The 23,597-nt window shown below is 68.6% G+C and carries 20 protein-coding genes; 11 read left to right on the top strand and 9 right to left on the bottom strand.

Going from position 1 to position 23,597, the window contains the following annotated elements; all coding sequences use genetic code 11:
* The first annotated feature begins 16 nt into the window (after positions 1–16).
* The gene (locus BJG92_RS00730) at positions 17–1,231 is read left to right on the top strand and encodes an MFS transporter (RefSeq protein WP_232082100.1); all 1,215 of its coding nucleotides are present in this window, start codon (positions 17–19) and stop codon (positions 1,229–1,231) included.
* Between the two features lie 69 nt (positions 1,232–1,300).
* Here BJG92_RS00730 and BJG92_RS00735 read toward each other — a convergent pair whose 3' ends face one another.
* Positions 1,301–2,017, bottom strand: a complete 717-nt coding sequence (locus BJG92_RS00735; RefSeq protein ID WP_308011602.1) for an aminotransferase class I/II-fold pyridoxal phosphate-dependent enzyme — start codon at positions 2,015–2,017, stop codon at positions 1,301–1,303.
* A gap of 316 nt (positions 2,018–2,333) precedes the next feature.
* Positions 2,334–3,293 carry a phosphatase PAP2 family protein gene (locus tag BJG92_RS00740; RefSeq protein ID WP_232082101.1) on the bottom strand — a complete coding sequence of 320 codons (960 nt, stop codon included), beginning with the start codon at positions 3,291–3,293 and terminating at the stop codon, positions 2,334–2,336.
* 144 nt (positions 3,294–3,437) lie between these two features.
* Here BJG92_RS00740 and BJG92_RS00745 point away from each other — a divergent pair, with 144 nt between their 5' ends.
* The 6 genes from BJG92_RS00745 (at position 3,438) to menD (ending at position 12,481) form a co-directional block, all read left to right on the top strand.
* On the top strand, positions 3,438–3,764 hold the full coding sequence (locus BJG92_RS00745) for a GYD domain-containing protein (protein WP_232082102.1): 327 nt from the start codon (positions 3,438–3,440) through the stop codon (positions 3,762–3,764).
* A 101-nt stretch (positions 3,765–3,865) separates the two neighbouring features.
* Positions 3,866–5,221 carry a glycoside hydrolase family 32 protein gene (locus BJG92_RS00750; protein ID WP_232082103.1) on the top strand — a complete coding sequence of 452 codons (1,356 nt, stop codon included), beginning with the start codon at positions 3,866–3,868 and terminating at the stop codon, positions 5,219–5,221.
* Between the two features lie 362 nt (positions 5,222–5,583).
* Positions 5,584–6,519 (top strand): o-succinylbenzoate synthase, encoded by a 936-nt coding sequence (locus BJG92_RS00755; RefSeq protein WP_374199747.1) that lies wholly within the window; start codon positions 5,584–5,586, stop codon positions 6,517–6,519.
* A 117-nt stretch (positions 6,520–6,636) separates the two neighbouring features.
* Positions 6,637–8,733 carry a PhoX family phosphatase gene (locus BJG92_RS00760; RefSeq protein WP_232082105.1) on the top strand — a complete coding sequence of 699 codons (2,097 nt, stop codon included), beginning with the start codon at positions 6,637–6,639 and terminating at the stop codon, positions 8,731–8,733.
* 176 nt (positions 8,734–8,909) lie between these two features.
* Positions 8,910–10,757, top strand: coding sequence for an arginine--tRNA ligase (gene argS / locus BJG92_RS00765; protein ID WP_232082106.1), 1,848 nt, complete (start codon positions 8,910–8,912; stop codon positions 10,755–10,757).
* Complete coding sequence (gene menD, locus BJG92_RS00770) at positions 10,754–12,481, top strand: 2-succinyl-5-enolpyruvyl-6-hydroxy-3-cyclohexene-1-carboxylic-acid synthase (protein WP_232082107.1); 1,728 nt, start codon at positions 10,754–10,756, stop codon at positions 12,479–12,481. The genes argS and menD overlap by 4 nt, the downstream gene beginning before the upstream one ends.
* Before the next feature lie 773 nt (positions 12,482–13,254).
* Here menD and BJG92_RS00775 read toward each other — a convergent pair.
* From BJG92_RS00775 to BJG92_RS00790, 4 genes are all read right to left on the bottom strand, one after another.
* Entirely contained in the window at positions 13,255–14,031 is a 777-nt protein-coding gene (locus BJG92_RS00775) for an amino acid ABC transporter ATP-binding protein (protein WP_232082108.1), read from the bottom strand.
* Positions 14,028–14,963: an amino acid ABC transporter permease gene (locus BJG92_RS00780; protein ID WP_232082133.1), complete on the bottom strand. Its 936-nt coding sequence runs from the start codon at positions 14,961–14,963 to the stop codon at positions 14,028–14,030. Before BJG92_RS00780 ends, BJG92_RS00775 begins: the two co-directional genes overlap by 4 nt.
* 74 nt (positions 14,964–15,037) lie before the next feature.
* Entirely contained in the window at positions 15,038–15,991 is a 954-nt protein-coding gene (locus BJG92_RS00785; RefSeq protein WP_232082109.1) for an ABC transporter substrate-binding protein, read from the bottom strand.
* Positions 15,992–16,174: 183 nt separating this feature from the next.
* Positions 16,175–17,530, bottom strand: a complete 1,356-nt coding sequence (locus BJG92_RS00790) for an isochorismate synthase MenF (RefSeq protein ID WP_232082110.1) — start codon at positions 17,528–17,530, stop codon at positions 16,175–16,177.
* Positions 17,531–17,638: 108 nt separating this feature from the next.
* On the opposite strand from BJG92_RS00790, the gene BJG92_RS00795 reads away from it, so the two are divergent.
* Genes BJG92_RS00795 through BJG92_RS00805 form a run of 3 tightly spaced genes read left to right on the top strand, consistent with a single transcriptional unit; the run spans position 17,639 to position 20,892 of the window.
* Positions 17,639–18,421, top strand: a complete 783-nt coding sequence (locus tag BJG92_RS00795; protein WP_232082111.1) for a demethylmenaquinone methyltransferase — start codon at positions 17,639–17,641, stop codon at positions 18,419–18,421.
* A gap of 12 nt (positions 18,422–18,433) precedes the next feature.
* Positions 18,434–19,795, top strand: coding sequence for a geranylgeranyl reductase family protein (locus tag BJG92_RS00800; protein ID WP_232082112.1), 1,362 nt, complete (start codon positions 18,434–18,436; stop codon positions 19,793–19,795).
* Complete coding sequence (locus tag BJG92_RS00805) at positions 19,792–20,892, top strand: polyprenyl synthetase family protein (RefSeq protein ID WP_232082113.1); 1,101 nt, start codon at positions 19,792–19,794, stop codon at positions 20,890–20,892. The genes BJG92_RS00800 and BJG92_RS00805 overlap by 4 nt, the downstream gene beginning before the upstream one ends.
* A gap of 157 nt (positions 20,893–21,049) precedes the next feature.
* Here BJG92_RS00805 and BJG92_RS00810 read toward each other — a convergent pair whose 3' ends face one another.
* A complete protein-coding gene (locus BJG92_RS00810) occupies positions 21,050–21,676 on the bottom strand; it encodes a TetR/AcrR family transcriptional regulator (RefSeq protein ID WP_232082114.1) in 627 nt (208 codons plus the stop codon).
* 103 nt (positions 21,677–21,779) lie between these two features.
* Here BJG92_RS00810 and sigK point away from each other — a divergent pair, with 103 nt between their 5' ends.
* The gene (gene sigK, locus BJG92_RS00815) at positions 21,780–22,421 is read left to right on the top strand and encodes an ECF RNA polymerase sigma factor SigK (RefSeq protein ID WP_232082115.1); all 642 of its coding nucleotides are present in this window, start codon (positions 21,780–21,782) and stop codon (positions 22,419–22,421) included.
* 19 nt (positions 22,422–22,440) lie between these two features.
* On the opposite strand, the gene BJG92_RS00820 is transcribed toward sigK, so the two are convergent.
* Both BJG92_RS00820 and BJG92_RS00825 read right to left on the bottom strand, forming a co-directional pair.
* Positions 22,441–22,869, bottom strand: coding sequence for a hypothetical protein (locus BJG92_RS00820; protein ID WP_232082116.1), 429 nt, complete (start codon positions 22,867–22,869; stop codon positions 22,441–22,443).
* A gap of 13 nt (positions 22,870–22,882) precedes the next feature.
* On the bottom strand, positions 22,883–23,554 hold the full coding sequence (locus BJG92_RS00825; RefSeq protein ID WP_232082117.1) for a trimeric intracellular cation channel family protein: 672 nt from the start codon (positions 23,552–23,554) through the stop codon (positions 22,883–22,885).
* Between the last annotated feature and the right edge of the window lie 43 nt (positions 23,555–23,597).

The following is a 23,597-nucleotide window of genomic DNA, read 5'->3' on the forward strand; positions in this document are numbered from 1 at the left end:
CCCTAGGATGAAGGGGATGACCACCACAGCCCCCGCGCCGTTCAGCCTCCGCAGCATCGCCGTCCCGGCGTTCGGGCCGGCCCTGCTGTTCAGCATTGGCGAGGGCGCGATCCTCCCGGTGGTGGCCCTGTCCGCCAGGGACCTGGGGGCCTCCGTGGCCGTTGCCGCCCTGATCGTCACGTTGATCGGGCTCGGATCGTGGTTCTTCAACCTGCCCGCCTCACTGATCACCCTGAAGTTCGGCGAACGCTGGGCGATCGTGGGCGCAGCGGCGGCCAGCGCCCTGGCCTTGGTTGCCGCTGCGGTCTCACCGCTGGTCCCGGCGGGACTGTGGCTGCTCGCGGCGGCGATGCTGGTGGTCGGGATGGCCGCCAGCGTCTTCAGCCTCGCACGGCAAAAGTACCTGACCGAGGCCGTGCCGGTGGTCCTCCGGGCCCGGGCACTGTCCACCCTGGGCGGCGTCAACCGGATCGGCATCTTCATCGGCCCGTTCATTGCGGTCGCGGTGATGCAGTTCTCCGGCATCACCGGCGCCTACTGGGTGGGCGTCGTCGCCATGGCAGCCGCTGCAGTTCTGTCCCTCACCATCCCGGACCTCGTCGCCAAGCCAGCCCCCGGGGACGTCGTCCCGCCGCAGCAGCCCACCATGCGCAGCGTGGCCGCATCCCACGCCGGGGTGTTCCTGAGCGTCGGCGTGGGTGTGCTGCTGCTCAGTGCGCTCCGCGCCTCCCGCCAGGTGGTGATCCCGCTCTGGGCTGAGCACCTGGGCATGGACGCAACCCAGGCCTCGCTGATCTACGGCCTCTCCGGTGCCATCGACATGCTGGTCTTCTACCCGGCCGGCAAGCTGATGGACCGCAAGGGCCGGCAATGGGTAGCGGTCCCCTCCACCCTCATCATGGGGACGGCGATGCTGCTGATCCCGGTCAGCACCGGCTTTGTGGGACTGCTGCTCGCGGCCCTGCTGATCGGATTCGGCAACGGCATCAGTTCCGGCCTGAACATGACCCTCGGCGCCGATTTCTCGCCCGACAACGGCCGCGGCCAGTTCCTCGGCATCTGGCGGTTCATGGCCGACGCCGGCGCCACCAGCGGCCCCGTGCTGCTCTCCGGCATCACGGCGGTGGCCTCGCTAGGGGCCGGCGTGGCGGCCACCGGCGTGCTCGGCTTCGCCGCTGCCGCCGTCTTCGCCGTCACCATTCCCCGGCTCAGGCACCGCCGGAACTACTGACGGGCCTGACCCGCCAACTGACTGGCAGCAGGGGCCGTTTTCAGCGCTCATAACGGCCTTAACTGCCAGCTACTTCCGGTCCTGGATTGCCGCGGCGAAGACCGGCAGGGCCCGCAGGATCATGTCCTCGCTGGCGGTCAGCGAGATGCGGAAGTAGCCCGGGGTTTCGAACAGGGTGCCCGGCAGCACGAAGACGTCCAGTTCCGCGAGGGCAGCCGCGAAGAGTTCGTCGTCGTCCGCCGGGGTGTGCACGAACAGGTAGAACGCCCCCTCGGGCCGCCGTACCCGGTAGCCCATCCCGGTCAGCGCCTCCACCAGGAGCTCGCGTTTGCGCTGCAGTTCGCCGACGTCGACGGAGAACTGCTCCAGCTGCGGCAGGGCGTGCTGCAGCAGTGCGTTGGGGTAAATCCATCCCATCGCCATCTGCAGGGCTGTGAGCGCCTCACGCAGCGGGCCGCGGTCCGGCATGGTCGGCGGCAGGGCCAGGTAGCCGATCCGCTGCCCGGGCGCCAGATGCGTCTTGCCGTACGAGTACGCGAGCAGCACGTACGGATAGTATTCGGCGGGACTGTGGAACCGGGCGCCGTCGTAGACGATCCTGTTATAGGCCTCATCGGAGAGCAGATAGACCCGCCGCCCATTGCTGCGCGAGGCTCCCTCCAGCATGTCGGCCAGGTCCTTCAGGAGTGACGGCGGGTAGATCCGGCCGGTCGGATTATTGGGCGTGTTGACGATCACGGCGCGTGTCCGGGGCGTAATGGCCGCCGCGATCCCCGACAGGTCCAGGCTTCACTCGGGCCGGCAGACGGCGGGACGGCGGGCACCTGGGAAGGGGCGCGTCCGCGGGCCGCTCCGGCCCGAGCAAGCGAACGAATGAGCCCTCTGAGGACCGGACATGTCCCACCCTGGGGCGGGCGGTTGGACATAGTGCCTTGTGCTCCATCCCGGTCGCGGCAGCGGGGCATGTCCCCCCGGCAGCCAACGTCCCCGCGGACATGCCCTATTCCGGGGCGGGCGGTTGGACATATTCTGGATTTGCCCAGTCCCGGGTTCGACCACTGGGCATGTCCCCCCGGGCAACCGTAAGTTAGCGCAAATCCCGCTAGCGCCGCGCCGGGGTCCGCCGTCGGGCCGCATGGCCGAAAAGCCAGATGCCGGCCACCGTGGCGAGGTAGCCTGCAATCACGATCAGCGAGGTGCCGGCCCAAAAGTAGTTGGTGGTACTGCCCTCCTGGCCGGGCCCCGGCGCGATCTTCAGAAGCGAGTAACTGGCCAGCACGGCCGAGGCGAGCCCGGCCAGCACGGGGAGGGCAAGCCACAGCCGCGAGGCCGCCCAGTGCTCCCCGTAACCGTCCCAGAGGTTCCAGCGCGGCCCCGTGCGGATGATCAGCCAGCCGGCCGGGAGCATAAACGCCGCCACCACGAGGAAGGCCGCGACGACGTCGGCGGGGCGGTGCCACTGGTTGACTAGGGTGGACAGCCCGGTCGCGACGGCGAAGCTGCCGCCCAGGAAGCCGGCCAGCGGACGCCAGCGGGGCGAGACCATAAGGAACACCGCGGCGGCGGCGGAAGCCGCCATGGTGGTGTGGCCGGAGGGCAGGGAGTTCAGCTCCAGGGTTTCGATCCCGCGGTACGGCCGGACGGGGACGACGTCCTTGATGACCTGGGTGGCCACATTCGCGCCGACGCACGCCGCCACGGCGATTCCGGCCGCTGCCCAGCGCCGCCGCATCACCGTGACGAAGAGGACCACCACCGTGGCGATCAGCACGGACAGGGCGGGCAGCCAGTCGAGGAGCTTGTTGGCGGCCTTGCCGGCGGCGCCGTGGATTTCGACGGCCTCCACCAGCGCCGACTCGTCGATGAACTGTCCCGTGGTGGTGCGGACAAAGAAGTAATAGGTTCCGGCGAGCGCGGCCATGCAGGCGAGTGTGGCCAACAGGAACAGGAGCCCGGTTCCCCGGCCCGGGACGCCATCCGGGACCGCCGTGGCATGGCTTGAATCCGTCCGCGGGTACTCCGCGGACGGGTGCGTGCTGGTGCGTTCCTGCCGAAAACTCATCGGTATCAGGGTCCCACACAACTCTGCGAGCCGCCTGAGGGCCGGAGGGGCTGTTCACCGTCGATGTGAGTCATTGCCGACCTGGCAGCGGACTGCCATTCTTGGTGAATCCGCACTTCCGGCAGCGAACGAAAGGAAGAGACGATGCCGCTGTATCTGTCGAAGTTCAGCTACACACCGGAGACGTGGGCGAGGCTGATCAGCAACCCCGAGGACCGCGGAAAAGCCGCCCAGGCATACATCGAATCGGTGGGAGGGAAACTCCATGGGTTCTGGTACGCCTTCGGCGCCCACGACGGCTACAACCTGTGGGAGGCCCCCGACAATGTGTCCATGGCTGCGGTGGCTCTGGCGATCAGCGGCGGCGGCGCACTGGGCTCGTTCGAAACGACAGTGCTCTTGACGGTCGACGAAACGATCGAAGCCCTGCGGAAAGCCGAGCAGATTAAGTACCGGCCTCCCGGCTCCTGACGGTTCCGGCGCGGAGGCGGCCCGTCGAGTAGTCCTTTCACAGCAATGGGGCGCCCCGCACTGCCGTCACCTGCCAACTCGCGCCCCGGTAGGGTGTGGCTATGGACACCGCGGCGAATCATCCGGACCCCGCCTTCCCCCGCCTGCATTCGCGGCCCGCAAGGGGCTGGATCAGCGATCCCAACGGCCTCAGCTACGCAGACGGCCGCTACCACGTGTTCTTCCAGTGCAACCCGGACTCGGCCCGGCACCACATGATCTGCTGGGGGCACCTGAGCTCTCCGGACCTGGTCCGCTGGGAGGAGGAACCCATCGCGCTCCGGCCCCAGCCCGGCGGCCCTGACCGGCGGGGCTGCTGGTCGGGAGTGTTAACGGACGACGACGGCGTCCCGGCTGCCGTGTACTCCGGCGTCGCCACAGCGGAGGGCCAGCCCCGCGTGGTCCTGGCGCGCGCAGTCGAGGGCTTGAGCAGTTGGAGTCCGGAGCGGCAGATTGCGGCCGAGGTGCCGCCGGACGCTGAGGTCACGGCCGTGCGGGATCCGTTTATCTTCCGCTTCCAGGGCCGCCGATTCGCCATCCAGGGAGCCGGGCTGGCGTCTGGTCACGCGGCGCTCCTGCTCTACAGCGTGGATGATCTGCGCAGCTGGCGGTACGAGGGGATCTGGTTCAGCTCGGAAGACCCGCTGGCTGCCGAGCACCTGCCGGCGGAGGTCTGGGAATGCCCTCAACTGGTCCAGGTCCCGGATTCCTCCGGGGCGGACACCTGGCTCCTGATGGCCTCCTTGTGGACGGCCACGGACGCTCACCGCCACACCAACGGCGTCGGCTACCTCCTGGGTTCGCTGTACCCGGGTGCCGCCGGCCTGCCGGTCTTCACCCCGGAGTCGGGCGGGAAGGCGGACCGCGGCACCGACTTCTACGCCGCGCAGATCCTCGCGCTCCCGGACCGTCCGCTGCTGTGGGGCTGGTCCCACGAAGTGGCGGACAGTGCCGCCCGGCCGGGCCGCAGCCAGGAGCAAACGGACGCCGCCGGGTGGGCCGGGATTCTGACGTTCCCGCGCCGGCTCTCTGTCCACGGCGGCGCGCTCGCCGTCGAGCCGGCGCCGGAACTCCTCGCCTTCCGGGACCGGCAACTCCGCCACGGCGCTGCGGGAACCCTCACCCTCCCGGGCCAGGCCGAGGCCAAGGTCGCCGGCGGAGAAGGTACCGTGCGGCTGGTCCTCAGCTCCTTGGAGGGGCGCCGGACTGTTTTCGCGGACACGGTGGCCGGCGGCGACGAGCTTCGGATCTTCATCGACGCGTCGATCGTGGAGATCTACCACCACGGCTCCGTGCCCACCACGGTGCGCGCCTACCCCGCCGCCGGGGAGGAGTGGCTGCTCGAACTGCCTCACGGCGCGGCGGCCGATGCCTGGGAGCTCCGGCAGCCGGGCCGGGAACTGCCGGGCCGGAAGTAGCCTGCCGGGCAAAAGCAAGTAGTCGGTACTCGTGCCGGGCAGGGAACCGGTTCCTAGACTCGTAGATACCGGTCGGACGATCCGCCGGATGGTGCTCATTGAGCAGGGCCGGCGTAGACGAGTTTCCTGGACCAGGTACTCACCCCCAGTCAACGCCGGCCCACCAATGTGCCCGGCCGAATCCCAGGTCGCTGCCTGTACCACCGGTTTGCCGCCGCAGGTACAGTGAATCCATGCCCAGCAACCCGGCCCCGCCGTCTCCCGACCTGGCCGGCAGCCCTGCCCGGGATCCTGCCGCCCCTGCCGCCCGGCTCCCCGAGCTGGATGAACTCCTGGCCGGCGCCCACGTGGTGAGCCTGCCCATGCGGGTGAAGTTCCGCGGCATCCTCCACCGCGAAGCCTTGCTCATCCGCGGCCCGCTCGGCTGGGGCGAATTTAGCCCGTTCCCGGAGTACGGCGACGCGGAAGCATCCCGCTGGCTTGCCGCCGCGATCGAGGCCGGCTGGCAGGGGTTCCCCGAGCCGCTGCGCACCAGCATCCCGGTCAACGCCACGATCCCCGCCGTCGCTGCGGAACTCGTGCCGGAAATCCTGGCCCGCTTCGGCCGGGTGGACGCCGTCAAGATCAAGGTGGCAGAGCCCGGCCAGACCCTCGAGGACGACGCCGCGCGGGTCGGCGCGGTCCGTGCGGCACTGCCGGACGCCGCCATCCGGGTGGACGCCAACGGCGGCTGGGACGTCCCGACTGCCGTCGAGGCACTCACCCGGCTGTCCGCCGTCGGACTCGAATACGCCGAACAGCCGGTTCCCGATATCGCCGGCCTTGCCGAGGTGCGCCGGCAACTCCGGGCCGCGGGGGTCCCGGTCCTGATCGCCGCGGACGAGAGCGTCCGCAAGGAGGAGGACCCGCTCAAGGTGGCGCGTGCCGGCGCCGCTGACCTGATTGTCGTGAAGGTGGCACCGCTTGGCGGAGTGCGGCGCGCGCTGGACATCGTGGCGCGGGCAGGGCTCCCCGCCGTCGTGAGTTCGGCGCTGGACACGACCGTGGGGATCCGCGCCGGGCTGGCGCTCGCCGCCGCGCTGCCCGAACTGCCATACGCCTGCGGTCTCGGCACCGTGTCCCTGCTCGCCGGCGACGTCACCCGCGACTCGCTGGTCCCCGACGACGGCGCCATCAGGCTCCGCGAGGTCCACGCGGATCCTGAATTGCTGGCGGAGTATGCTGCCGCGTCGGAGCGCCGCGACTGGTGGCTGGACCGGCTGCGGCGGGTCCACGCGGTGCCTGCCGCTGCCGGCTGAGGCGCCCCGCCGGGGTTCGCCGGGGTTCACCCGGAGTTCACGTGGGGGACCCCTGCGCGCAGTCCGGTGCTGGGAGGGTGGGCAGGCCCGCAACCCACTCCCGTGGAAGGTCTCTCCATGTCTGTCTCTTCCGGACGTACGTTCTCCCTGCTTCCCATGCTTGGCCACACGAAGGGCAAACGCAGCCCGGTCACGTGCGCGCTGAAATGCGACAACGCCTGCTCCGGCGAGGTCTGCAACACCAGCACCAACAGCTACTTCCGGGACATCGCCTCCGCGACGATGTCCCGCCGCGCCGCCCTCGGCTTCGGCGCTGCCGGTGCGCTCGCCATCGCTTTCGGTAACGCCGTGACGTCCGCCGGCACGGCGGTGGCCGACGGCGGCCCCGGGCTCGCCGCCGCCGCGAAGGACGGCTTCCGCGCCTCCAAGCTGAAGTTCACCGCCATCGCGCCGGTTGACGCCGCCGTCGACGCCGTCACGGTGCCGGCAGGCTTCACCTGGCAGCCGGTCATCCGCTGGGGCGACCCGCTGTTCAAGGACTCGCCGGACTTCGACGTCGAGCACCAAAGCGCCGCGGCGCAGGCCCGCCAGTTCGGCTACAACAACGACTACACGGATATCCTGCCCGTCGAAGGCTCCAAGGACCGCAAGGCCGTCCTGTTCACCAACCACGAATACACCAACGAGAGCATCATGTTCCCGGCGTCCATGCCCGCCGCCGAGGTGCGCGCCGTCGGCCGCGCCGCGCACGGCCTGACCGTGGTGGAGCTGGAGCGCAGGAACAAGAACAAGCCGTGGGACTACGTAAAGGGCGCCAAACTCAACCGCCGCTTCCTGACGGACACCGCCTACGAACTGACCGGCCCCGCTGCCGGGTCCAGCCTGGTCCGGACCGCGGCAGATCCGGCCGGCCGGACCATCCGCGGAACCCTGGGCAACTGCTCGGGCGGCACCACGCCCTGGGGCACCATCCTCTCCGGCGAGGAGAACTTTAACGGCTACTTTGTTTCCGCGGGAACGTCCGCGGGCGATAAGCGCTACGGCTTGACCAGCAAGCCCACCGCACGGCAGTGGGAGCTGGACGATCCGCGCTTCGACACCCGCAACCCCGGCTACGAGAACGAGGCCAACCGCTTCGGCTGGATCGTGGAAGTGGATCCGTTCGACCCCACCTCGACGCCGAAAAAGCACTCCGCGATGGGCCGCTTCAAGCACGAGGGCGCCAACGTGATCGTGGCCAAGTCCGGGCATGTTGTGGCCTACATGGGCGACGACGAGCGTTTCGACTACCTCTACAAGTTCGTCTCCAAGGGCAAGTACCAGCCCGGGGACTCCAAGGCCGCCCGCCGCAACAACATGACCCTCCTCGCCGAGGGCGACCTCTTCGTGGCCAAGTTCACAGGCGACTCCCCGGCCCCGGAAATCACCGGCACCGGAACGCTCCCCGCCGACGGCGCGTTCGACGGTTCCGGCGAATGGCTCCCGCTGGTGGTTGGCGGCAAGTCCATGGTGGCCGGGATGTCCGTTGAGGAAGTGCTCGTCTACACCCGGCTGGCGGCGGACAAGGTGGGCCCCACCAAGATGGACCGCTGCGAGGACGTCCAGCCGAGCCTGCACACGGGCAAGGTGTACGTTGTCTGCACCAACAACTCGGACCGCGGCAAGGCCGGGAAGGAAGGCGCCACCGAGACCAACCCGCGCAACCTCAACCGCGACGGCCACATCGTGGAAATCACCGAAACGGGCGACCAGAGTTCCACGACGTTCAACTGGAACCTGCTGATGGTCTGCGGCGATCCGGCCAAGAACAACTCCACGTACTTCGCCGGGTTCCCGGCCGACAAGGTCTCGCCCATTTCCTGCCCGGACAACGTGGCGTTCGACTCGGTGGGCAACCTGTGGATCTCCACCGACGGGGCGCCGTCTTCGATCGGGTACGCCGACGGGCTCTTCAAGGTGACCCTCGACGGCGCGGAAAGGGGCCGCGTGGAGCAGTTCCTGGCCGTGCCGCGGGAAGCCGAAACCTGCGGTCCGATCATCCATGATGAGGAACGCACGGTCTTCGTCTCCGTGCAGCACCCGGGCGAGGAGGGCTCGTTCGCGGACCAGCACTCTTTCTTCCCGGACTACGTCAATGCCGGTTCGACGCCGAAGGCGGGCCAGGTGCGTGTCCCGCGCCCCGCCGTCGTCCAGGTCTTCCGCACCGACGACTGAGTTCAGCCCGGCCGCGACCCGTTCCGACACAGCAACGCGGGGTCAGATCGAGCCCATACCGGGGTCCGGGACGGGCGCGATCTGACCCCGCGTTGCTTTTGACGACGGCGGGAGGCGGGGGAGATCTGGGGTGCGGGCTGAACTGATAATTTGGGACTGTGAATAATCCGGCCGAAATGGTTGTCCCCAGAGTCCAGGCAGCGATTGCCAGCGCATTCGGCGAAGAGTTCCGCGGCACCGATCCCGTGATCCGGCCCTCGCAGTTTGCCGACATCCAGATCAACGCCGCGATGGCGCTGGCCAGGAAGGTCGGGCTGCCCCCGCGGGACGCCGCCGCGAGGATCGTCGACGCGCTCGAACTGGACGGTATCTGCACCGCGGTTGAGATCTCCGGCCCCGGCTTCATCAACCTCACGTTCGACGGCACTTGGATCGAGGAGCTGCTCAACGCTGAATCCCGCGGCGACACGGCCTCCGAGGGGACCGCCGGAGCCGGGCGGGAGGCGCAGCGCGTCGTCGTCGACTATTCCTCCCCGAACGTCGCCAAGGAGATGCACGTCGGCCACCTGCGCACCACGGTGGTGGGCGACAGCCTCGTGAAGGTGCTCGAGGCGCTGGGGGACACGGTCATCCGGCAGAACCACATCGGCGACTGGGGCACCCCGTTCGGCATGCTGATCGAGCACTGGCTCGAGATCGGCGAAGACTCCCCGGAGGCTGCGCTGCTGGTCGATGACCCGAGCGCGTTCTACCAGGCCGCCCGGGCCAAGTTCGACGCCTCAGCCAACGACGAGGACGGCTTCGCCGCACGGGCACGGCGCCGCGTCGTGGCGCTCCAGGGCGGCGATGCGGAAACCTTCGCTATCTGGCAGCGGCTCGTCGCCCAGTCGAAGCGCTACTTCAACGCCATCTACGCCATGCTGGGCATCAGCCTCACGGACGACCACATCGCCGGCGAGAGCTCCTACGACGCGCATCTGGCCCAACTGTGCCAGGAACTCGAGGAGCTCGGCCTGGCCCGGATCAGCGACGGCGCCCTGTGCACCTTCCCGGCCGGCTTCACCGCCCGCGACGGCCAGCCGCTGCCGCTCATCATCCGCAAGTCCGACGGCGGCTACGGCTACGCCACCACCGACCTCGCGACCATCCGCTACCGGGTCCGCGAGCTGGAGGCCGACCGTGTCCTCTACGTCGTGGGCGCACCCCAGAATGTCCACCTGCGCATGGTCATGGCCTCGGCCCGCGACGCCGGCTGGCTGCCGGACACCGTGGAGGCCGTGCACGTGCAGATCGGGAATGTGCTGGGGGAGGACGGCAAGATCCTGAAGTCCCGTTCCGGCGCCCCGGTGAAGCTCATGGCCCTGCTGGACGAGGCCGTGGACCGCGCGCGCGCCGTGATCGACGCCGGCCGGCCGGAGCTCACCGAGGAGGAGCGCGCGGTGACGGCCCGGCAGGTGGGCATCGGCGCGGTCAAATACGCGGATCTCTCAGTGGGGCACGACACCGAATACGTCTTTGACTTTGACCGGATGCTGGCGCTCAACGGCAACACCGGACCTTACGTCCAGTACGCCGCGGCGCGGATCCGCTCCATCCTGCGGAGGGCTGGCGTGCTCGGGGACCACCCCGCAGCCGGCACCGACACAGCAGCTGGAACCGACACAGCTGGAACCGACACAGCCGGAACCGACACAGCCGGAACCGACACAGCCGGCACCGACACTGACGGCGGTGCCCCGGCAACGGCGATCGCCGTCGTCGAACCCGCCGAACGCGCCCTGGCCCTGCACCTGCTCGAGTACGGCGCCACGCTGGAGAAGGTGGGCGAGCTGCTCGAGCCGCACCGCCTGAGCACCTACCTGTTCGAGCTGGCGCAACTCTTCACCTCCTTCTACGACCAGTGCCCCGTGCTGAAATCGGCGGACTCGGTCCGGGAATCGCGGCTCGCGCTGTGCGCCCTGGTGCTGCGCCGGCTCTCCGGCGGCCTGGAACTGCTCGGCATCGAGACGCCGGAGAACATGTGAGCTCCCCGGCACCGGTCCCCGGCAGCCTGAGCGCGCTGGAGGCCGCGCGGATCGCCGTCGCCGCGCTGCTGGACTCCGGCGTGCGGTACGTGGTGGTGGCACCGGGCTCGCGCTCGGCACCGATGGCGTACGCCCTGGCCGAAGCCGACGCCGCGGGCCGGGTGGAGCTGCTGGTCCGGATCGACGAGCGCGACGCCGGCTTCACGGCCCTCGGCCTTGCCCTGGCAACGGGAGCGCCCGCGGCCGTCCTCACCACCTCCGGGACCGCCGTCGGGAACCTCATGCCGGCCGTCATGGAGGCCAACCATGCCGCGGTGCCGCTCGTCATCGTGTCGGCGGACCGGCCCGAGGAACTCCGCGGCACCGGCGCCAACCAGACCACGGTGCAGCTGGACCTGTTCGGGGAGCACGTCCGCTTCGCCGTCGACGTCCCCGCGGGCAGCGACCCGGCGCGGGCCGTCGAGACTGCGCTGAGCGCCGCCACCGGGGCCTTCGAGGACACCCCGCCCGGGCCCGTCCAGCTCAACCTGGCCTTCCGGGACCCGCTGGTCCCCGCACCAGGCGATGGGCTTCCGCCCGAGTCGGGCCGCCGCATCTACCGCGCAGCCCGCGGTCCGCTGGCCCTCGATTTCCCGCCCGCGGAGGCCCGGCTGCCGGAACGGCGCACGGTGGTGCTCGCCGGGCACGACGCCGGCCCGGTAGCCGAGGCGTTCGCCCGCGCCCACGGCCTGCCGCTGCTGGCCGAACCGTCCTCCAACGCACGGTTCGGGCCGAACGCCGTGGGGCCCTACCGGCTGCTGCTGGAGCACTTCGGACCCGGCTCCGCGCAGCCGATCGAGCGGGTGGTGCTGTTCGGCCGGCCCACGCTGTCCCGGCCAGTGATTGCCCTGCTGGCCCGCGCCGACGTCCCCTCGGCCCTCTATCAGCCGCTTCCCGTCGCCTGGTACGAGCCCGGCCGCCGCACCGAGCTGCCGCTCAATAACCTGGCGGACCTCGCCGACTTTGCCGGCCGCGGCTCAGCGGCCTGGCTGGATGCCTGGCTCCTGGCCGGGGCCGCCGCGCAGCACGCCGTGGACCTCGTCCTGGCCGGAACCGCCGCCGCCACCGGCCCCTCCGTCGGCTCGCTCGTCTGGGAACACTCGAAGGGCCAGCTGGTGCTCGGCTCCTCGAACGGCATCCGCGACGTGGACCTTGCAGGTTGGCCCGCGCCCGAACCGCTCGCCACCGTCTTCGCCAACCGCGGCCTGGCCGGCATTGACGGGACCACCGCCACAGCCACCGGAATCGCGATCGGCGGCCGGCAGGAAACCACGGTGCTGCTGGGCGACGTCACCTTCCTGCACGATGCCGGCGGGCTGCTGCTGGGTGCCGGGGAAGCCGAGCCGCAGCTGCGGATCGTGGTGCTGAACGACGCCGGCGGGGCCATCTTCGGGCTCCTGGAGCACGGGGCCGTGGAGGCTTCCGGCCGGTACGGCGGCGCCGTCGAACGCCTTTTCGGGACACCGCAGTCCGTGGACATCGCCGCGCTCGCCGCCGCGTACGGCGTCGTGCACCGCTCGGTCAGCACGACGGCGGAACTCGCCGAAGCGCTCACGGAGCCGTGGGAAGGCCGCCGCATCATCGAAGTGCGCACGGACCGGGGCGGGCTCCGTGAGCTGCATGCACGCATCAGGTCCGCAGTCGGCTCAGCCGTCACCGGGGTGCCGGACCCGGACGCGGAGTAGGCGCGGGGTAGGCCTGGGGTAGGCCTGGCGACGCGCCCTGTGTCCGGCGACGCGCAGCGTGCCTGGCGACGCGCAAATTGCCCTCCGCCGCGCGAATACCCGCCGCGTCAGGATTTTCGTGCCGCGCAGAACGGGAACCGCGTCGGTTGTCCACATGGCCTTGCCTCGGGACGGAGTGACCGCCGACAGGCTGCGATCGTCGTTCCATGAACGAACTGCCCCGGTTGATCCTGACCCGCGAGCACATCCAGCAAGGGCTGACCCCAAGGAGTTGGCCCGCCGCTGCCGCTCGGGTGCGTTGGTCCGGGTGCGCCAAGGGGTCTACGTCGACGCCGGCGCCTGGGGGTCCTTGAAACCTTGGGAAAAGTACCGGGTCCGGGTCAGCGCGGCCGCGGAGACCTTTGTTGCGTCCGGCCCGAATACCTGAAGGGCCGGACCACGTCGCAGGCCGTCTTCGACGAAAAGGACCGGGAGAACCGGATCCGGGCCTTGGGAAACGGCATGGTCCGCTGGGCCTGGGCCGATCTGATGGCGGCCGGGAAACTCGAAAGGAAGCTGGCAGCTGCGGGTGTACCCCGCCGTCGCGCACGCTCCGCAAGGTGAGGGTGAGGGTGAGGGTGAGGGTGAGGTGACGCGCAATCGCCCGCATGACGCGGAAAAGCCCCTGCGCTACCGGAATTCCGGTAGCGCAGGGGCTTTGGCGCATCGCCGGGTGGAATCCGCAGCGCAGGGGGGTGGCCGGCAAGCCCGTGTCGCCGGGCGAATCCTCTGGCCTAGAGCACCCGGCTGAGGAACTCCTTCGTGCGGGGATGCTGAGGGTTCGCCAGGACCTCCTGCGGGTCACCGGATTCCACCACCACGCCGCTGTCCATGAACGTCAGGCGGTCGCCCACTTCGCGGGCAAAACCGATCTCGTGGGTCACCACAATCATGGTGATGCCTGACTTAGCCAGGTCCTTCATGACGTTCAGGACATCGCCGACCAGTTCGGGGTCCAGCGCGGACGTGGGTTCGTCGAAGAGCATCAACTGGGGATCCATAGCGAGGGCGCGGGCAATTGCCACCCGCTGCTGCTGCCCGCCGGAAAGCTGCGACGGGTAGTGGCCAGCATGGTCAGAGAGCCCCACGCGGTCCAGCAGTTCCATGGCCCTCTTCCGGGCGGCATCCCGGGACTGGCTCTTGACGTGGACCGGTGCCTCCATGATGTTGTAGAGCGCCGTCTTGTGCGGGAACAGGTTGAACCGTTGGAACACCATGCCGATGTCGCGGCGCTGGGCGGCGATTTGCTTGGTTTTGAGGTCGTGGAGCCGGCCGTTGACTTCGCGGTAGCCGATCAGCTTCCCGCCCACGGAGATGCGGCCCGCACTGATCGTCTCCAGCAGGTTCACGCACCTCAGCATGGTGGACTTGCCGGAACCGGACGGGCCGATGACGACGGACACCTCGCCCTGGTTCACCTCCAGGTCAATGCCGCGCAGCACATGGTGGCTGCCGTAGAACTTGTGGAGGCCTTCGATCCGCACCAGCGGTTTCTCGGTGGTAATCGTCATTTTGCCTCCTCCTCAGGAAAGTCCTTCTTCAGGGCCGGCCCGGCAGCGCCGGTTGGCGCACCGGCCGCGGCGGCCTTTGCTGCCGCCGGGTTGATCGCGGCCGGAGCAAGGTTGTCCACGCCCTTGCCGTAGTAGGCCTCGATGTAGTGCTGGCCCACCATCAGCAGGCTGGTGATCACCAGGTACCAGATAGCCGCCACAATCAGGAGGGGCACCGGGAGATAGGTCCGGTTGGCCAGGGTATTCGTGGCAAACGTCAGGTCCAGGGTGAACGGGACGGCCAGGACCAGGGAGGTGGTCTTCAGCATGCCGATGGTTTCGTTGCCGGTGGGCGGCACGATCACCCGCATGGCCTGCGGCAGGACGATCCGCCACATGATTTTCGCGTTGCCCATGCCGAGGGCCTCGGCGGCTTCCTCCTGGCCGCGGTCCACCGACTTAAGCCCGGCCCGGAAGATTTCCGCCAGGTAGGCTGACTCGTTCAGGCCCAGGCCCAGGATGGCCGCAGCCGTGGCCGTGATGACGGTGCTCGTGTCCACGCTGAACCACTCGGGCCCGAAGGGGATGCCGGCGGTGATCTTGGGGTACAGGACGGAGATCAGGCCCCAGAAGACCAGCTGGGTGTACACCGGAGTGCCGCGGAAGAACCAGACCCAGGTCCAGCTGGACCAGCGGAATACCGGGTTCTCCGACTGGCGCATGAACGCCAGAAGGATCGCCAGGACAATGGCAAGGACCATGGAGGCAAAGGTCAGGAGTAACGTCCAGCCGACGCCCTGCACCACCTTGGTGTCGAGGATGTAAGTCCCGACAATGTCCCAGCGGAAGTTGGCGTTGGTAATCAGGCTCTGCAGGAACAGGGCGAGGACGCCGAGGATAATGATGGCGCTGATCCAGCGGCCCGGATGCCGGACCGGCACTGGGTTGTTCAGTACTACCGGAGCTTCGGGCTTTTCCTGCCGGCCGTCCGCCTGTGCACCCGAGGCGCGGCCGGTTGCGGGAAGACTCAAGAGCCGGCCGCCGGGTTGACCTCTGACTTGGTGATGGCGCCCTCGGCGTTACCCCAGCCTTCCAGGATCTTCTTGTACGAGCCGTTCTCGATGAGCTTGGCGACGGTCTTCTGGACGAGTTCGGCCAGGGCGACGTCGGACTTGGCCACGGCGATCCCCTGGGGGGCGGAATCGTAGACGTCGCCGAGTTTTTCGATCTGGCCGTTGGTCTGGGTGACGGCGTAGCCAATGATGGGCGAATCGGCGGCCATCGCATCGACGCTGCCGTTGACCAGCCGGGTGGTGATGTCCGTCTGCGTCTTGAGGGTGACGACGTTGATGGCCGGCTTGCCGTCCGCTGCACACTTCTTGTTACGGTCCGACAGGTCCGGATCCTCCTGGACGGTACCGGTCTGCACTCCGACGGACTTGCCACAGAGGTCATCCAGGGAGACCTTCTTCGGGTTGCCCTTCTGCACGGCCCACGCGGTACCGGCGTTGAAGTAGCTGACCATGTTGACCGCGCCGAGCCGCTCCGGGTTGATCGTGAACGAGGAAATCCCCAGATCGTACTTCGGACCCAGGGCCGGGAGAATGCCGGTGAATTCCGACGTCTGGACCTGTGCCTTCAGCCCCAGGGTGGCGGCGATCGCCTTGGCGATGTCGACGTCGTAGCCCACAGGGGTCTGGCCGTCGGTGCCGAGGAATTCCGCGGGGGCGTAGGAGGTGTCCGACCCCACCGTCAGCGTGCCCTTGGACTTGATGGCCGCCGGCACCATGGCCGCCAGGGCCTCGTCCTTCTGGACGGTGGCGGGGTCAAAGCTGGCGCTGGCGCTACCGGACGGCTTGGCCGCGCCGGATGTTCCGGTTTCGGAGGCATTTGTGCAGGCAGTGAGCGTCAGGGCGCCAATGGCGAGCACGGTGGCCGCCTTGAGCGCGGAGGCGCTCAGGCGCGAACGGGAGATCTGCATTTTCTTACCTTTTTGTTGCAGGAGGGATGCGTAACTAAGTCGGTTAAAGTGTATCGCCGAAGAAGAGATGTGCGTCACAGAAAACTAAGTTTCACTATTGGATAACTAATGCGGGGCAAAAACAAGACTTCCACACCTCCAGGTGTCTGAAATCCCGGATTCGAGGCCCGGACGCCCCGCCGCTCAGCTGCTGATGCCCAGGGCTTCCAGCATCGGCCGGAATTTCGCCCACGTCTCTGCCAGCTCGGCTTCGGGGACCGAGCCCTCCACGATCCCGCAGCCGGCATAGAGCCGGACGGCCTCCGGTGATTCAATGACCGCGCCGCGCAGGGCGATGCCCCACTCGCCATTTCCGGCGGCGTCGAGCCACCCGACCGGTCCGGCGTACGGGCCGCGGTCCAAGTGCTCGAGCTTGCGGATCAGCGCGCCGGCCACGGTAGTGGGGGTGCCGCACACGGCCGCCGTCGGGTGCAGCGCGTTGATCAGGGCCAGGCAGGTGGGGACATGGCCTTCCACCTCGGTCAGCTCCGCCTTCACGTCCGAGGCCAGATGCCACACGTTCGGCAGTTCCAGGATGAACGGTTCGCTGTGCGCATTCATGGCCTCGGAGAAGGGGGCCAGCTGGGTGGTGAGGGACTGGATCGCGATGTCGTGCTCGTGACGCTGTTTTTCGGAGCCTGCCAGCACGCGTTCGGCGAACTCAAGCGGCGAGCCGGCCATGCCGTCGGCGTCGCGGCGGTCCAGGGTGCCGGCCAGGACGCGGGCCTGCGCCGTGCGGCCCTCCACCTGGATCAGCATCTCGGGGGTGGAGCCCACCAGCCCGTCGACGCCGTAGGTCCAGCATTCGCGGTAGCGCACGGCCAGCTGGCGCAGGATCTCCGCCGCATTAACGCCGTCCGGAACGGAGGCGACAATATCGCGGGCCAGCACGAGCTTCTCCAGCGCTCCGGTGCGGATTTCCGCGACGCCGGCGGCCACGGCCGCCATCCAGTCCGCCTCACCCAGCGAGCCGGTGCTCAGCGTCGCGGTCCGCGCCGGGACTTCGGAGACGGCCGCCGGATCGGCTGCCGGTTCCGCGGAAGGAACGACGCCGGGGGTCCCGAGCCAGCGGTCCAGCGCGGCGCGCGCGCCGGCTTCGGTGAGTTCGCCGTCGTCGAACGTCAGCTGGGTCAGCCAGGCGTTGCCATCGCGGAGGCCCACCACGATTTCGGGGACGATCAGGCGTGACTCGTGCGCGGAGACCTTCGAGAAGGCGAAGGAACCGAAGGCGACCGGGCCCGTTCCCGGGCAGCCCACGGAATCGGCGATGTCCGCCTCGAGGACCAGGTGGCGCCACCAGATGTCCGCTTCGAGGAACCGCTCGGGGCCCGTAGCGGTGAACCGGGCGATCTCGCCGAAGCCCACAAGCCCGGCCTCGCGGCGGGTCCAGCAGAGGACATCATCCCGGACCAGAAACGACGGCAGCCCCCCGGGGAATGATTCTGCATCGAGGGGGAGGGTCAGGGTCCTGACAATTCTGGTACGGAACGCGCTCGTCATAGTGAGACAACACTACTCCCGCCGCGCCTGCGGGCCGGTTCAGGCAGTGTTCAGCCGCTGATCAGGGCGTGGTTAGTGGGTCCGCCGAACATTTGAGACAATGTCAGGGTGAACCGAGCATCCTTGGATAAGCGTCCGGACGAAGTAGCCACGATGTTTGACGACGTCGCCCCCAAATACGACGTCGTCAACGATGTCCTCTCCATGGGACAGACGCGCCGTTGGCGCCGCGTGGTGGTCGAGGCCATGGACGTGCGGGCCGGCCAGCGGGTGCTCGACCTCGCCGCCGGCACCGGAACCTCCAGCGAGCCGTATGCCGATGCCGGCATCGAGGTGATCGCCTGTGATTTCTCCCTCGGGATGCTCAAAGTGGGCAAGCGCCGCCGCCCCGACATCGACTTCATCGCCGGTGACGCCACCCGCCTGCCCTTCGCCGACAACACGTTCGACGCGAGCACTATCTCCTTCGGCCTGCGCAACGTCAACGAACCGAAGAAGGCCCTGGCCGAGATGCTGCGGGTCACCAAGCCCGGCGGCAAGCTTGTCATCGCAGAGTTCTCCCAGCCCGTGGTGCCGCTGTGGCGCACCATGTACACGGAGTACCTGATGCGCGCCCTGCCGGCCATCGCCGTGAAGGTCTCCTCCAACCCGGACGCCTACGTGTACCTCGCCGAGTCCATCCGTGCCTGGCCGGACCAGGACAACCTTGCGGCCTGGCTGCAGGATGCCGGCTGGGACAACGTCACCTACCGCAACCTCAGCGGCGGCATCGTCGCAGTGCACCGCGCCCAGAAGCCGCTGGCCGGCCCCGGCGCGGCCGCCGCCGCACTGGCGGCCCACACGGGACCGGTGGCGAAGCTGCGCCGCAACATCATCCGGCCCGCGCGTTAGTTCGTCGCTGCCGTGAATGTATTGATCGTCGGCGCTGGCCCGGCCGGTTCCACTGCCGCCTACTACCTGGCGCAGGCGGGGATCGACGTCACCGTGCTGGAGAAGACCAGCTTTCCCCGAGAAAAGGTGTGCGGCGACGGCCTGACCCCCCGCGCCGTCCGCGAAATCCAGAAGCTTGGCCTGCCACACCCCGAAGCCGACGGCTGGCGCCGGAACAAGGGACTGCGCCTGCTGGCCGGCGGCCGCAGCATCGAGCTTCCCTGGCCCGAGGTCTCCGACTTCCCGCAGTACGGGCTGATCCGGACCCGCCTGGGCTTCGACGAGGAACTCGCCCGGCACGCCCAGTCCGCGGGCGCCGTCGTGCTGGAACGCCACAGCGTCACGGAGGCCCTGCGTTCCGACGACGGGCGCGTGACCGGGGTCCGGGCTGCGCTGCTTGACGGGGCCGGCCGGAAGACGGGGAAGACCCGTGACTTCAGGGCCGACGTCGTCCTCGCCGCGGACGGCAACTCCAGCCGCACCGCCGTCTCGCTCGGCCTCCGGAAGCGCGACGACCGCCCCCTCGGCGTCGCCGTCCGCACCTATTTCACCAGCCCGCGGCACGACGACGACTGGATGGAAGGCTGGCTGGAGCTCCCCGGCCGCGACGGCAAACTGCTGCCCGGCTACGGCTGGGTGTTTGGCGTCGGCGACGGCTCCTCGAATGTGGGCCTTGGCATCCTGAACTCCTCCAAGGAATTCGGCAAACTCGACTACAAGCAGGTCCTGCGCGAATGGACCGCCGGGATGCCCGCCGAGTGGGGCTTCACCCCGGAGAACCAGGTGGGCGAGATCCGCGGCGCCGCGCTGCCCATGGGCTTCAACCGCACGCCGCACTACTCGCCGGGGCTGCTGCTGCTCGGCGACGCCGGCGGCATGGTCTCCCCGTTCAACGGCGAGGGCATCTCCTACGCCATGGAGTCCGCCCGCTTTGCGGCCGAGTTCATCATCGACGCCGAGGCCCGGGCCGCGTCGGCCGGGTGGACCGGGGCCGACGCCGACGCTCACCTCGCGCGGTACGCGGACTACGTGCGGGACCAGTGGGGTTCGCACTTCACACTGGGCCGTGCGTTCGCGGCCCTGATCGGCAAGCCCGCCGTGATGAAATTGGCGCTCCGGACGGGCATGCCCATTCCCGTGCTGATGCGGTTCGTCGTGCGGCTACTGGCCAACCTCACCGACCCTGCGGCCAAGGGCTTCGAAGACCGCGCCATCCGGGTCCTCGAATCGCTGGTCCCGGCCACGTCCAACCAAGGCCGGTCCAGCGCGGACGGCTCGTCCCACTCCGGCGCCGACTCCGCGGATTCCGCAACCAAAGTTAGGGTTAACCCGTGACCAACTCTGCAGACCGCAGCTGGACGCACGCCGGACACGGCCTGCCGGGCTCTGAACCCGACCTGAACACCACCGCCATCGCCACGGGACTCCAGCTGCCCGCAGGCTTCGCGGCGATCGCGGGGGACCCCGACCTCGGGCCCGCCATCACGACGAATCTGGCCCGCGTGGAGAAGAAGCTGCGCGAGGCCATTGCCAACTCGGATCCGCTCGCCGATGCGACGTCGCGGCACCTGGTGGAAGCCGGCGGCAAGCGCATCCGCCCGCTCCTGACCCTGCTCTGCGCCCACCTCGGCGATGCCTCGCGGCCCGCCGTGGTACAGGCGGCCGTCGTCGTGGAACTGACCCACCTGGCGACCCTCTACCACGACGACGTGATGGACTCCGCCCCGTTCCGCCGCGGTGCCCCGACCGCCCACGAGGTCTGGGGCAACTCCGTGGCCGTGCTGACCGGCGACCTGATCTTTGCCCGGGCCTCCATCCTGGTGTCTGAACTAGGCTCCCGCGCGCTCGGCATCCAGGCCCGCACCTTTGAACGGCTCTGCCTGGGCCAGCTGCATGAGACCGTGGGCCCCCGCCCCGACGAGGATCCTGTGGAGCACTACCTCTCCGTCATCGCGGACAAGACAGGCTCGCTGGTGGCAGCCTCCGGCCAGCTCGGCGCGATCTTCTCCGGTGCCGACGAGGCCTACGAGCCGCTCCTGGTCGAGTACGGCGAAAAGGTGGGCGTCGCTTTCCAGCTGGCCGACGACGTCATTGACGTCACCGGGGCCAAGGTCAAGTCCGGCAAGTCCCCGGGCACCGACCTGCGCGAGGGCGTGCCTACCCTGCCCGTGCTCCTGTTGCGCAGGGCCGCCGAGGACGGCGACCGGTCCGCCGTCGAGCTGCTGAAACTGATTGACGGCGACCTCAGCTCCGACGAGGCCCTCGCCGCCGCCGTCGCGGGCCTGCGCGAGCACCCCGTTACGGCGCAATCCTGGGTGGTGGCCCGCGCCTGGGCCGACGAGGCGATTGCCGCCCTCGCGCCGCTGCCCGAGGGAGTGGTCAAGACCTCTTTGACCAACTTCGCGCTGGCCGTCGTGGACCGCGCCAGCTGATTCTTAAGCGCGGAATGGCCCCGGTTCCCCCACAAGGATACAAGGTATCCGTTGGGTAGAACCGGGGCCATTTCTCCGTTCGCATCAGGTCCACCGGAGGCGTGTGGTGAACCCATGAATGAGCCTATGACAGAAATGTCATGCTGTCTACAAGAAATTACACCGACTTCACAGCGAGTGGTGGCACGGCCGCCCCGATCAGGATTTCGGCCGCCGCGCGCGCCTGCCGGGCCGGTTCGACGGAGCCGGAGATGGCTGCCGTGGTGATCGCGCCCTCCGCCAGTATCGCCAGCTGGGGTCCGAGGCCCGGCGGGGCCCCCGCTTCGGCGGCCAGTTTGAAGACGAACTCCTGGAAGCCGGCCTTCTGCTCCCGCACAATCTCGGCCACCCGTCCGGACTGCGCGCCGAGCTCTCCGAACGAGTTGACGAACGCGCATCCGCGGAATCCCTCGGAACCGAACCAGCCGGCCAGGAAGTCATAGATCGCCAGAAGCCGGTCCTTTGGCTCCGCTGCCGCATCAACGGCAGCGCCGATACCGGCGGACCAGAGCCGGCGCCAGTCGAGCAGGACCGCTTCCACAATGGCGTCCTTCGACGGAAAGATGCGGTACAGGCGCTTGAGGGGGACCCCCGAGGCGGCCCGCAGCTCATCCATGCCCACAGCGTGGATCCCGCGGGCATAGAAGAGACCGTTGGCTGCCGCAATGACACTTGCCCGGGCGGCCAGATCCTGGGCGGAGTCAAGGTTCGCGTGGGTCTCCCGCGGAGTTAACCGCTCGGTCATGTGCTGTTCCTCCGCTACGGGCTTGCGTGGATAACGTTCGTTCTCTATGTTAGGACATGGAGCAGAGAACGAGCGTTCTCTCCAGTTTGAAAGCGAAGGCACGATGAGCACTTTTGAGCTGGAGAGACCGGACCTGCGGGCCCCATCTGAACGCGCCCCTGCTGTAACCGGCGGCGCGGCGTCCGCGCCTGATCCGGAGCTCGAGATCCTGGCCGGGCTCCTTGGAGCAGCGGCGCAGGGGGACCATGATGCCTTTACGGACTTCTACCGGCGGACCTCGGCCCGGGTCTACGGCCTCGTCCGCCGGATCCTGGTGGATCCCGGGCTCAGCGAAGAGGTGACCCAGGAGGTTTTCTTCGGGGTATGGCAGGACTCGCGCAAATTCGACCCCAGCCTGGGCAGCCCGCTGGGATGGCTGATGACGATCGCCCACCGGCGCGCCGTCGACCGGGTCCGATCGCACCAAAGTGGTACCAGCCGGGACCAGCGCTGGGCAGTAGCCTCCCACCTCGCTGCCGACCAGGACGAGGTGGCCGACATCGTCGCGAGGCGCCTCGATGCCCGCGAACTCATGGCGTCCCTTGCCGGCCTGTCCCCACTGCAGCGCGAATCGATCTCGCTGGCATATTTCGGCTCCCTGACCTACCGCGAAGTGGCCGAACGGCTCGAAGCCCCGGTGCCGACCGTCAAGTCCAGAATCAGGGAAGGCCTCCGGCAGCTCCGCCTCCAGCTGGAAACAACCTGACCGGGAGAACCAGAAAGGCTTAGTTCTCTTCCTCGTCGTTGAAGGCCCACTCGAACATGTCGAAGACGAACTCGGAGAAGGTTCCTTCCTCGCTCTTCCACTGGCCGCGGGCGTTGTTGCGGCGGTACACGATCGGGTCCGGAACGCTGAGGTCGCCGACCCGGAATCCCCAGGTGAACTGCTCTTCCTCGTCCTCAAGGAACATGAGGAAGCCTTCGTCATCGACTTCGAGCTCTTCGGGGTCCCAGAAGTAGTGGTACGCCTCCATGATGTCCTCGCAGCCGCCGACCGCCAGGTAGAACTCCCGCAGCACCAGCGGCACCTGGAACTGGTGCTCGGCGAGGGCGGTATCCAGCTCATCCGCCGGGAGGCCATCCTCGTCCTGCCATTCGTCTTCGAGATACTTCGGAACAAGCGCGCGGAATTTCTCGAGGAACATGTCAGTCATTGTCTTATCCTAGCTAATCCCTGGCCCCACTTTCCGCCGCGTCCAGGCCAAGACGGTGCCAGCCGCGGACCGCCAGCGGAACGCACCAGTGGCGCCGCCAGGCCGTGACACGGAAGGCGAACACGACGGCGGCCACGGCACCCGCCGTCACGGCATTGAAGCTGCCCGTGATGGACAGGGCCGCTGTGAGGGCAGCCCCTGCGAAGGCCGGCAGGGCATAAATGTCCCGGGGGTCGAACAGCTGCGGAACCTCGTTGGCGGTAATGTCCCGCAGCAGGCCGCCGCCCACCGCCGTCGTGACCCCCAGGAGGACCGCCGCGATCGGATGCATCCCGGCGGCCAGGGCCTTGAGCGTACCGGTGATGCAGAACAACGCCAGCCCGCCGGCGTCGAAGAGTACCAGCAGCGACGTGTTGCGCTGGACGCTGGAGAACAGGAAATACACCAGCACCGCGGCGAGCAGCGGAGGCGCCAGATACGCCGGGTTGGTGAACGCCGCGGGCGGGCCGGTGTTGATGATGATGTCGCGGATGACGCCACCGCCCAGGCTGACCACCGAGGCCAGCAGCAGGGAACCGATGATGTCGAACTGCTTCCGGGCCGCGAGCAGGGAGCCGGACACCGCGAAAAAGAACACGCCGGCGAGGTCAAGCCAGACCAGGACAATGCTGAAGGAGAAGGTCATGGAGCGTCCCGGTCGATAACAAGGGGGCGGATAGGGCGGCTCC

The sequence above is a fragment of the Arthrobacter sp. SO5 genome, from assembly GCF_020532805.1.
Lineage (GTDB): Bacteria > Actinomycetota > Actinomycetes > Actinomycetales > Micrococcaceae > Arthrobacter.

Excerpts from the sequence above, each read along its gene's own strand:
- BJG92_RS00730 (WP_232082100.1), top strand. The coding sequence starts at position 17 with ATGACCACCACAGCCCCCGCGCCGTTCAGCCTCCGCAGCATCGCCGTC.
- BJG92_RS00740 (WP_232082101.1), bottom strand. The coding sequence starts at position 3,293 with ATGAGTTTTCGGCAGGAACGCACCAGCACGCACCCGTCCGCGGAGTAC.
- BJG92_RS00745 (WP_232082102.1), top strand. The coding sequence starts at position 3,438 with ATGCCGCTGTATCTGTCGAAGTTCAGCTACACACCGGAGACGTGGGCG.
- BJG92_RS00750 (WP_232082103.1), top strand. The coding sequence starts at position 3,866 with ATGGACACCGCGGCGAATCATCCGGACCCCGCCTTCCCCCGCCTGCAT.
- BJG92_RS00755 (WP_374199747.1), top strand. The coding sequence starts at position 5,584 with ATGCGGGTGAAGTTCCGCGGCATCCTCCACCGCGAAGCCTTGCTCATC.
- BJG92_RS00760 (WP_232082105.1), top strand. The coding sequence starts at position 6,637 with ATGTCTGTCTCTTCCGGACGTACGTTCTCCCTGCTTCCCATGCTTGGC.
- argS (WP_232082106.1), top strand. The coding sequence starts at position 8,910 with ATGGTTGTCCCCAGAGTCCAGGCAGCGATTGCCAGCGCATTCGGCGAA.
- BJG92_RS00775 (WP_232082108.1), bottom strand. The coding sequence starts at position 14,031 with ATGACGATTACCACCGAGAAACCGCTGGTGCGGATCGAAGGCCTCCAC.
- BJG92_RS00785 (WP_232082109.1), bottom strand. The coding sequence starts at position 15,991 with ATGCAGATCTCCCGTTCGCGCCTGAGCGCCTCCGCGCTCAAGGCGGCC.
- BJG92_RS00790 (WP_232082110.1), bottom strand. The coding sequence starts at position 17,530 with ATGACGAGCGCGTTCCGTACCAGAATTGTCAGGACCCTGACCCTCCCC.
- BJG92_RS00810 (WP_232082114.1), bottom strand. The coding sequence starts at position 21,676 with ATGACCGAGCGGTTAACTCCGCGGGAGACCCACGCGAACCTTGACTCC.
- sigK (WP_232082115.1), top strand. The coding sequence starts at position 21,780 with ATGAGCACTTTTGAGCTGGAGAGACCGGACCTGCGGGCCCCATCTGAA.
- BJG92_RS00820 (WP_232082116.1), bottom strand. The coding sequence starts at position 22,869 with ATGACTGACATGTTCCTCGAGAAATTCCGCGCGCTTGTTCCGAAGTAT.
- BJG92_RS00825 (WP_232082117.1), bottom strand. The coding sequence starts at position 23,554 with ATGACCTTCTCCTTCAGCATTGTCCTGGTCTGGCTTGACCTCGCCGGC.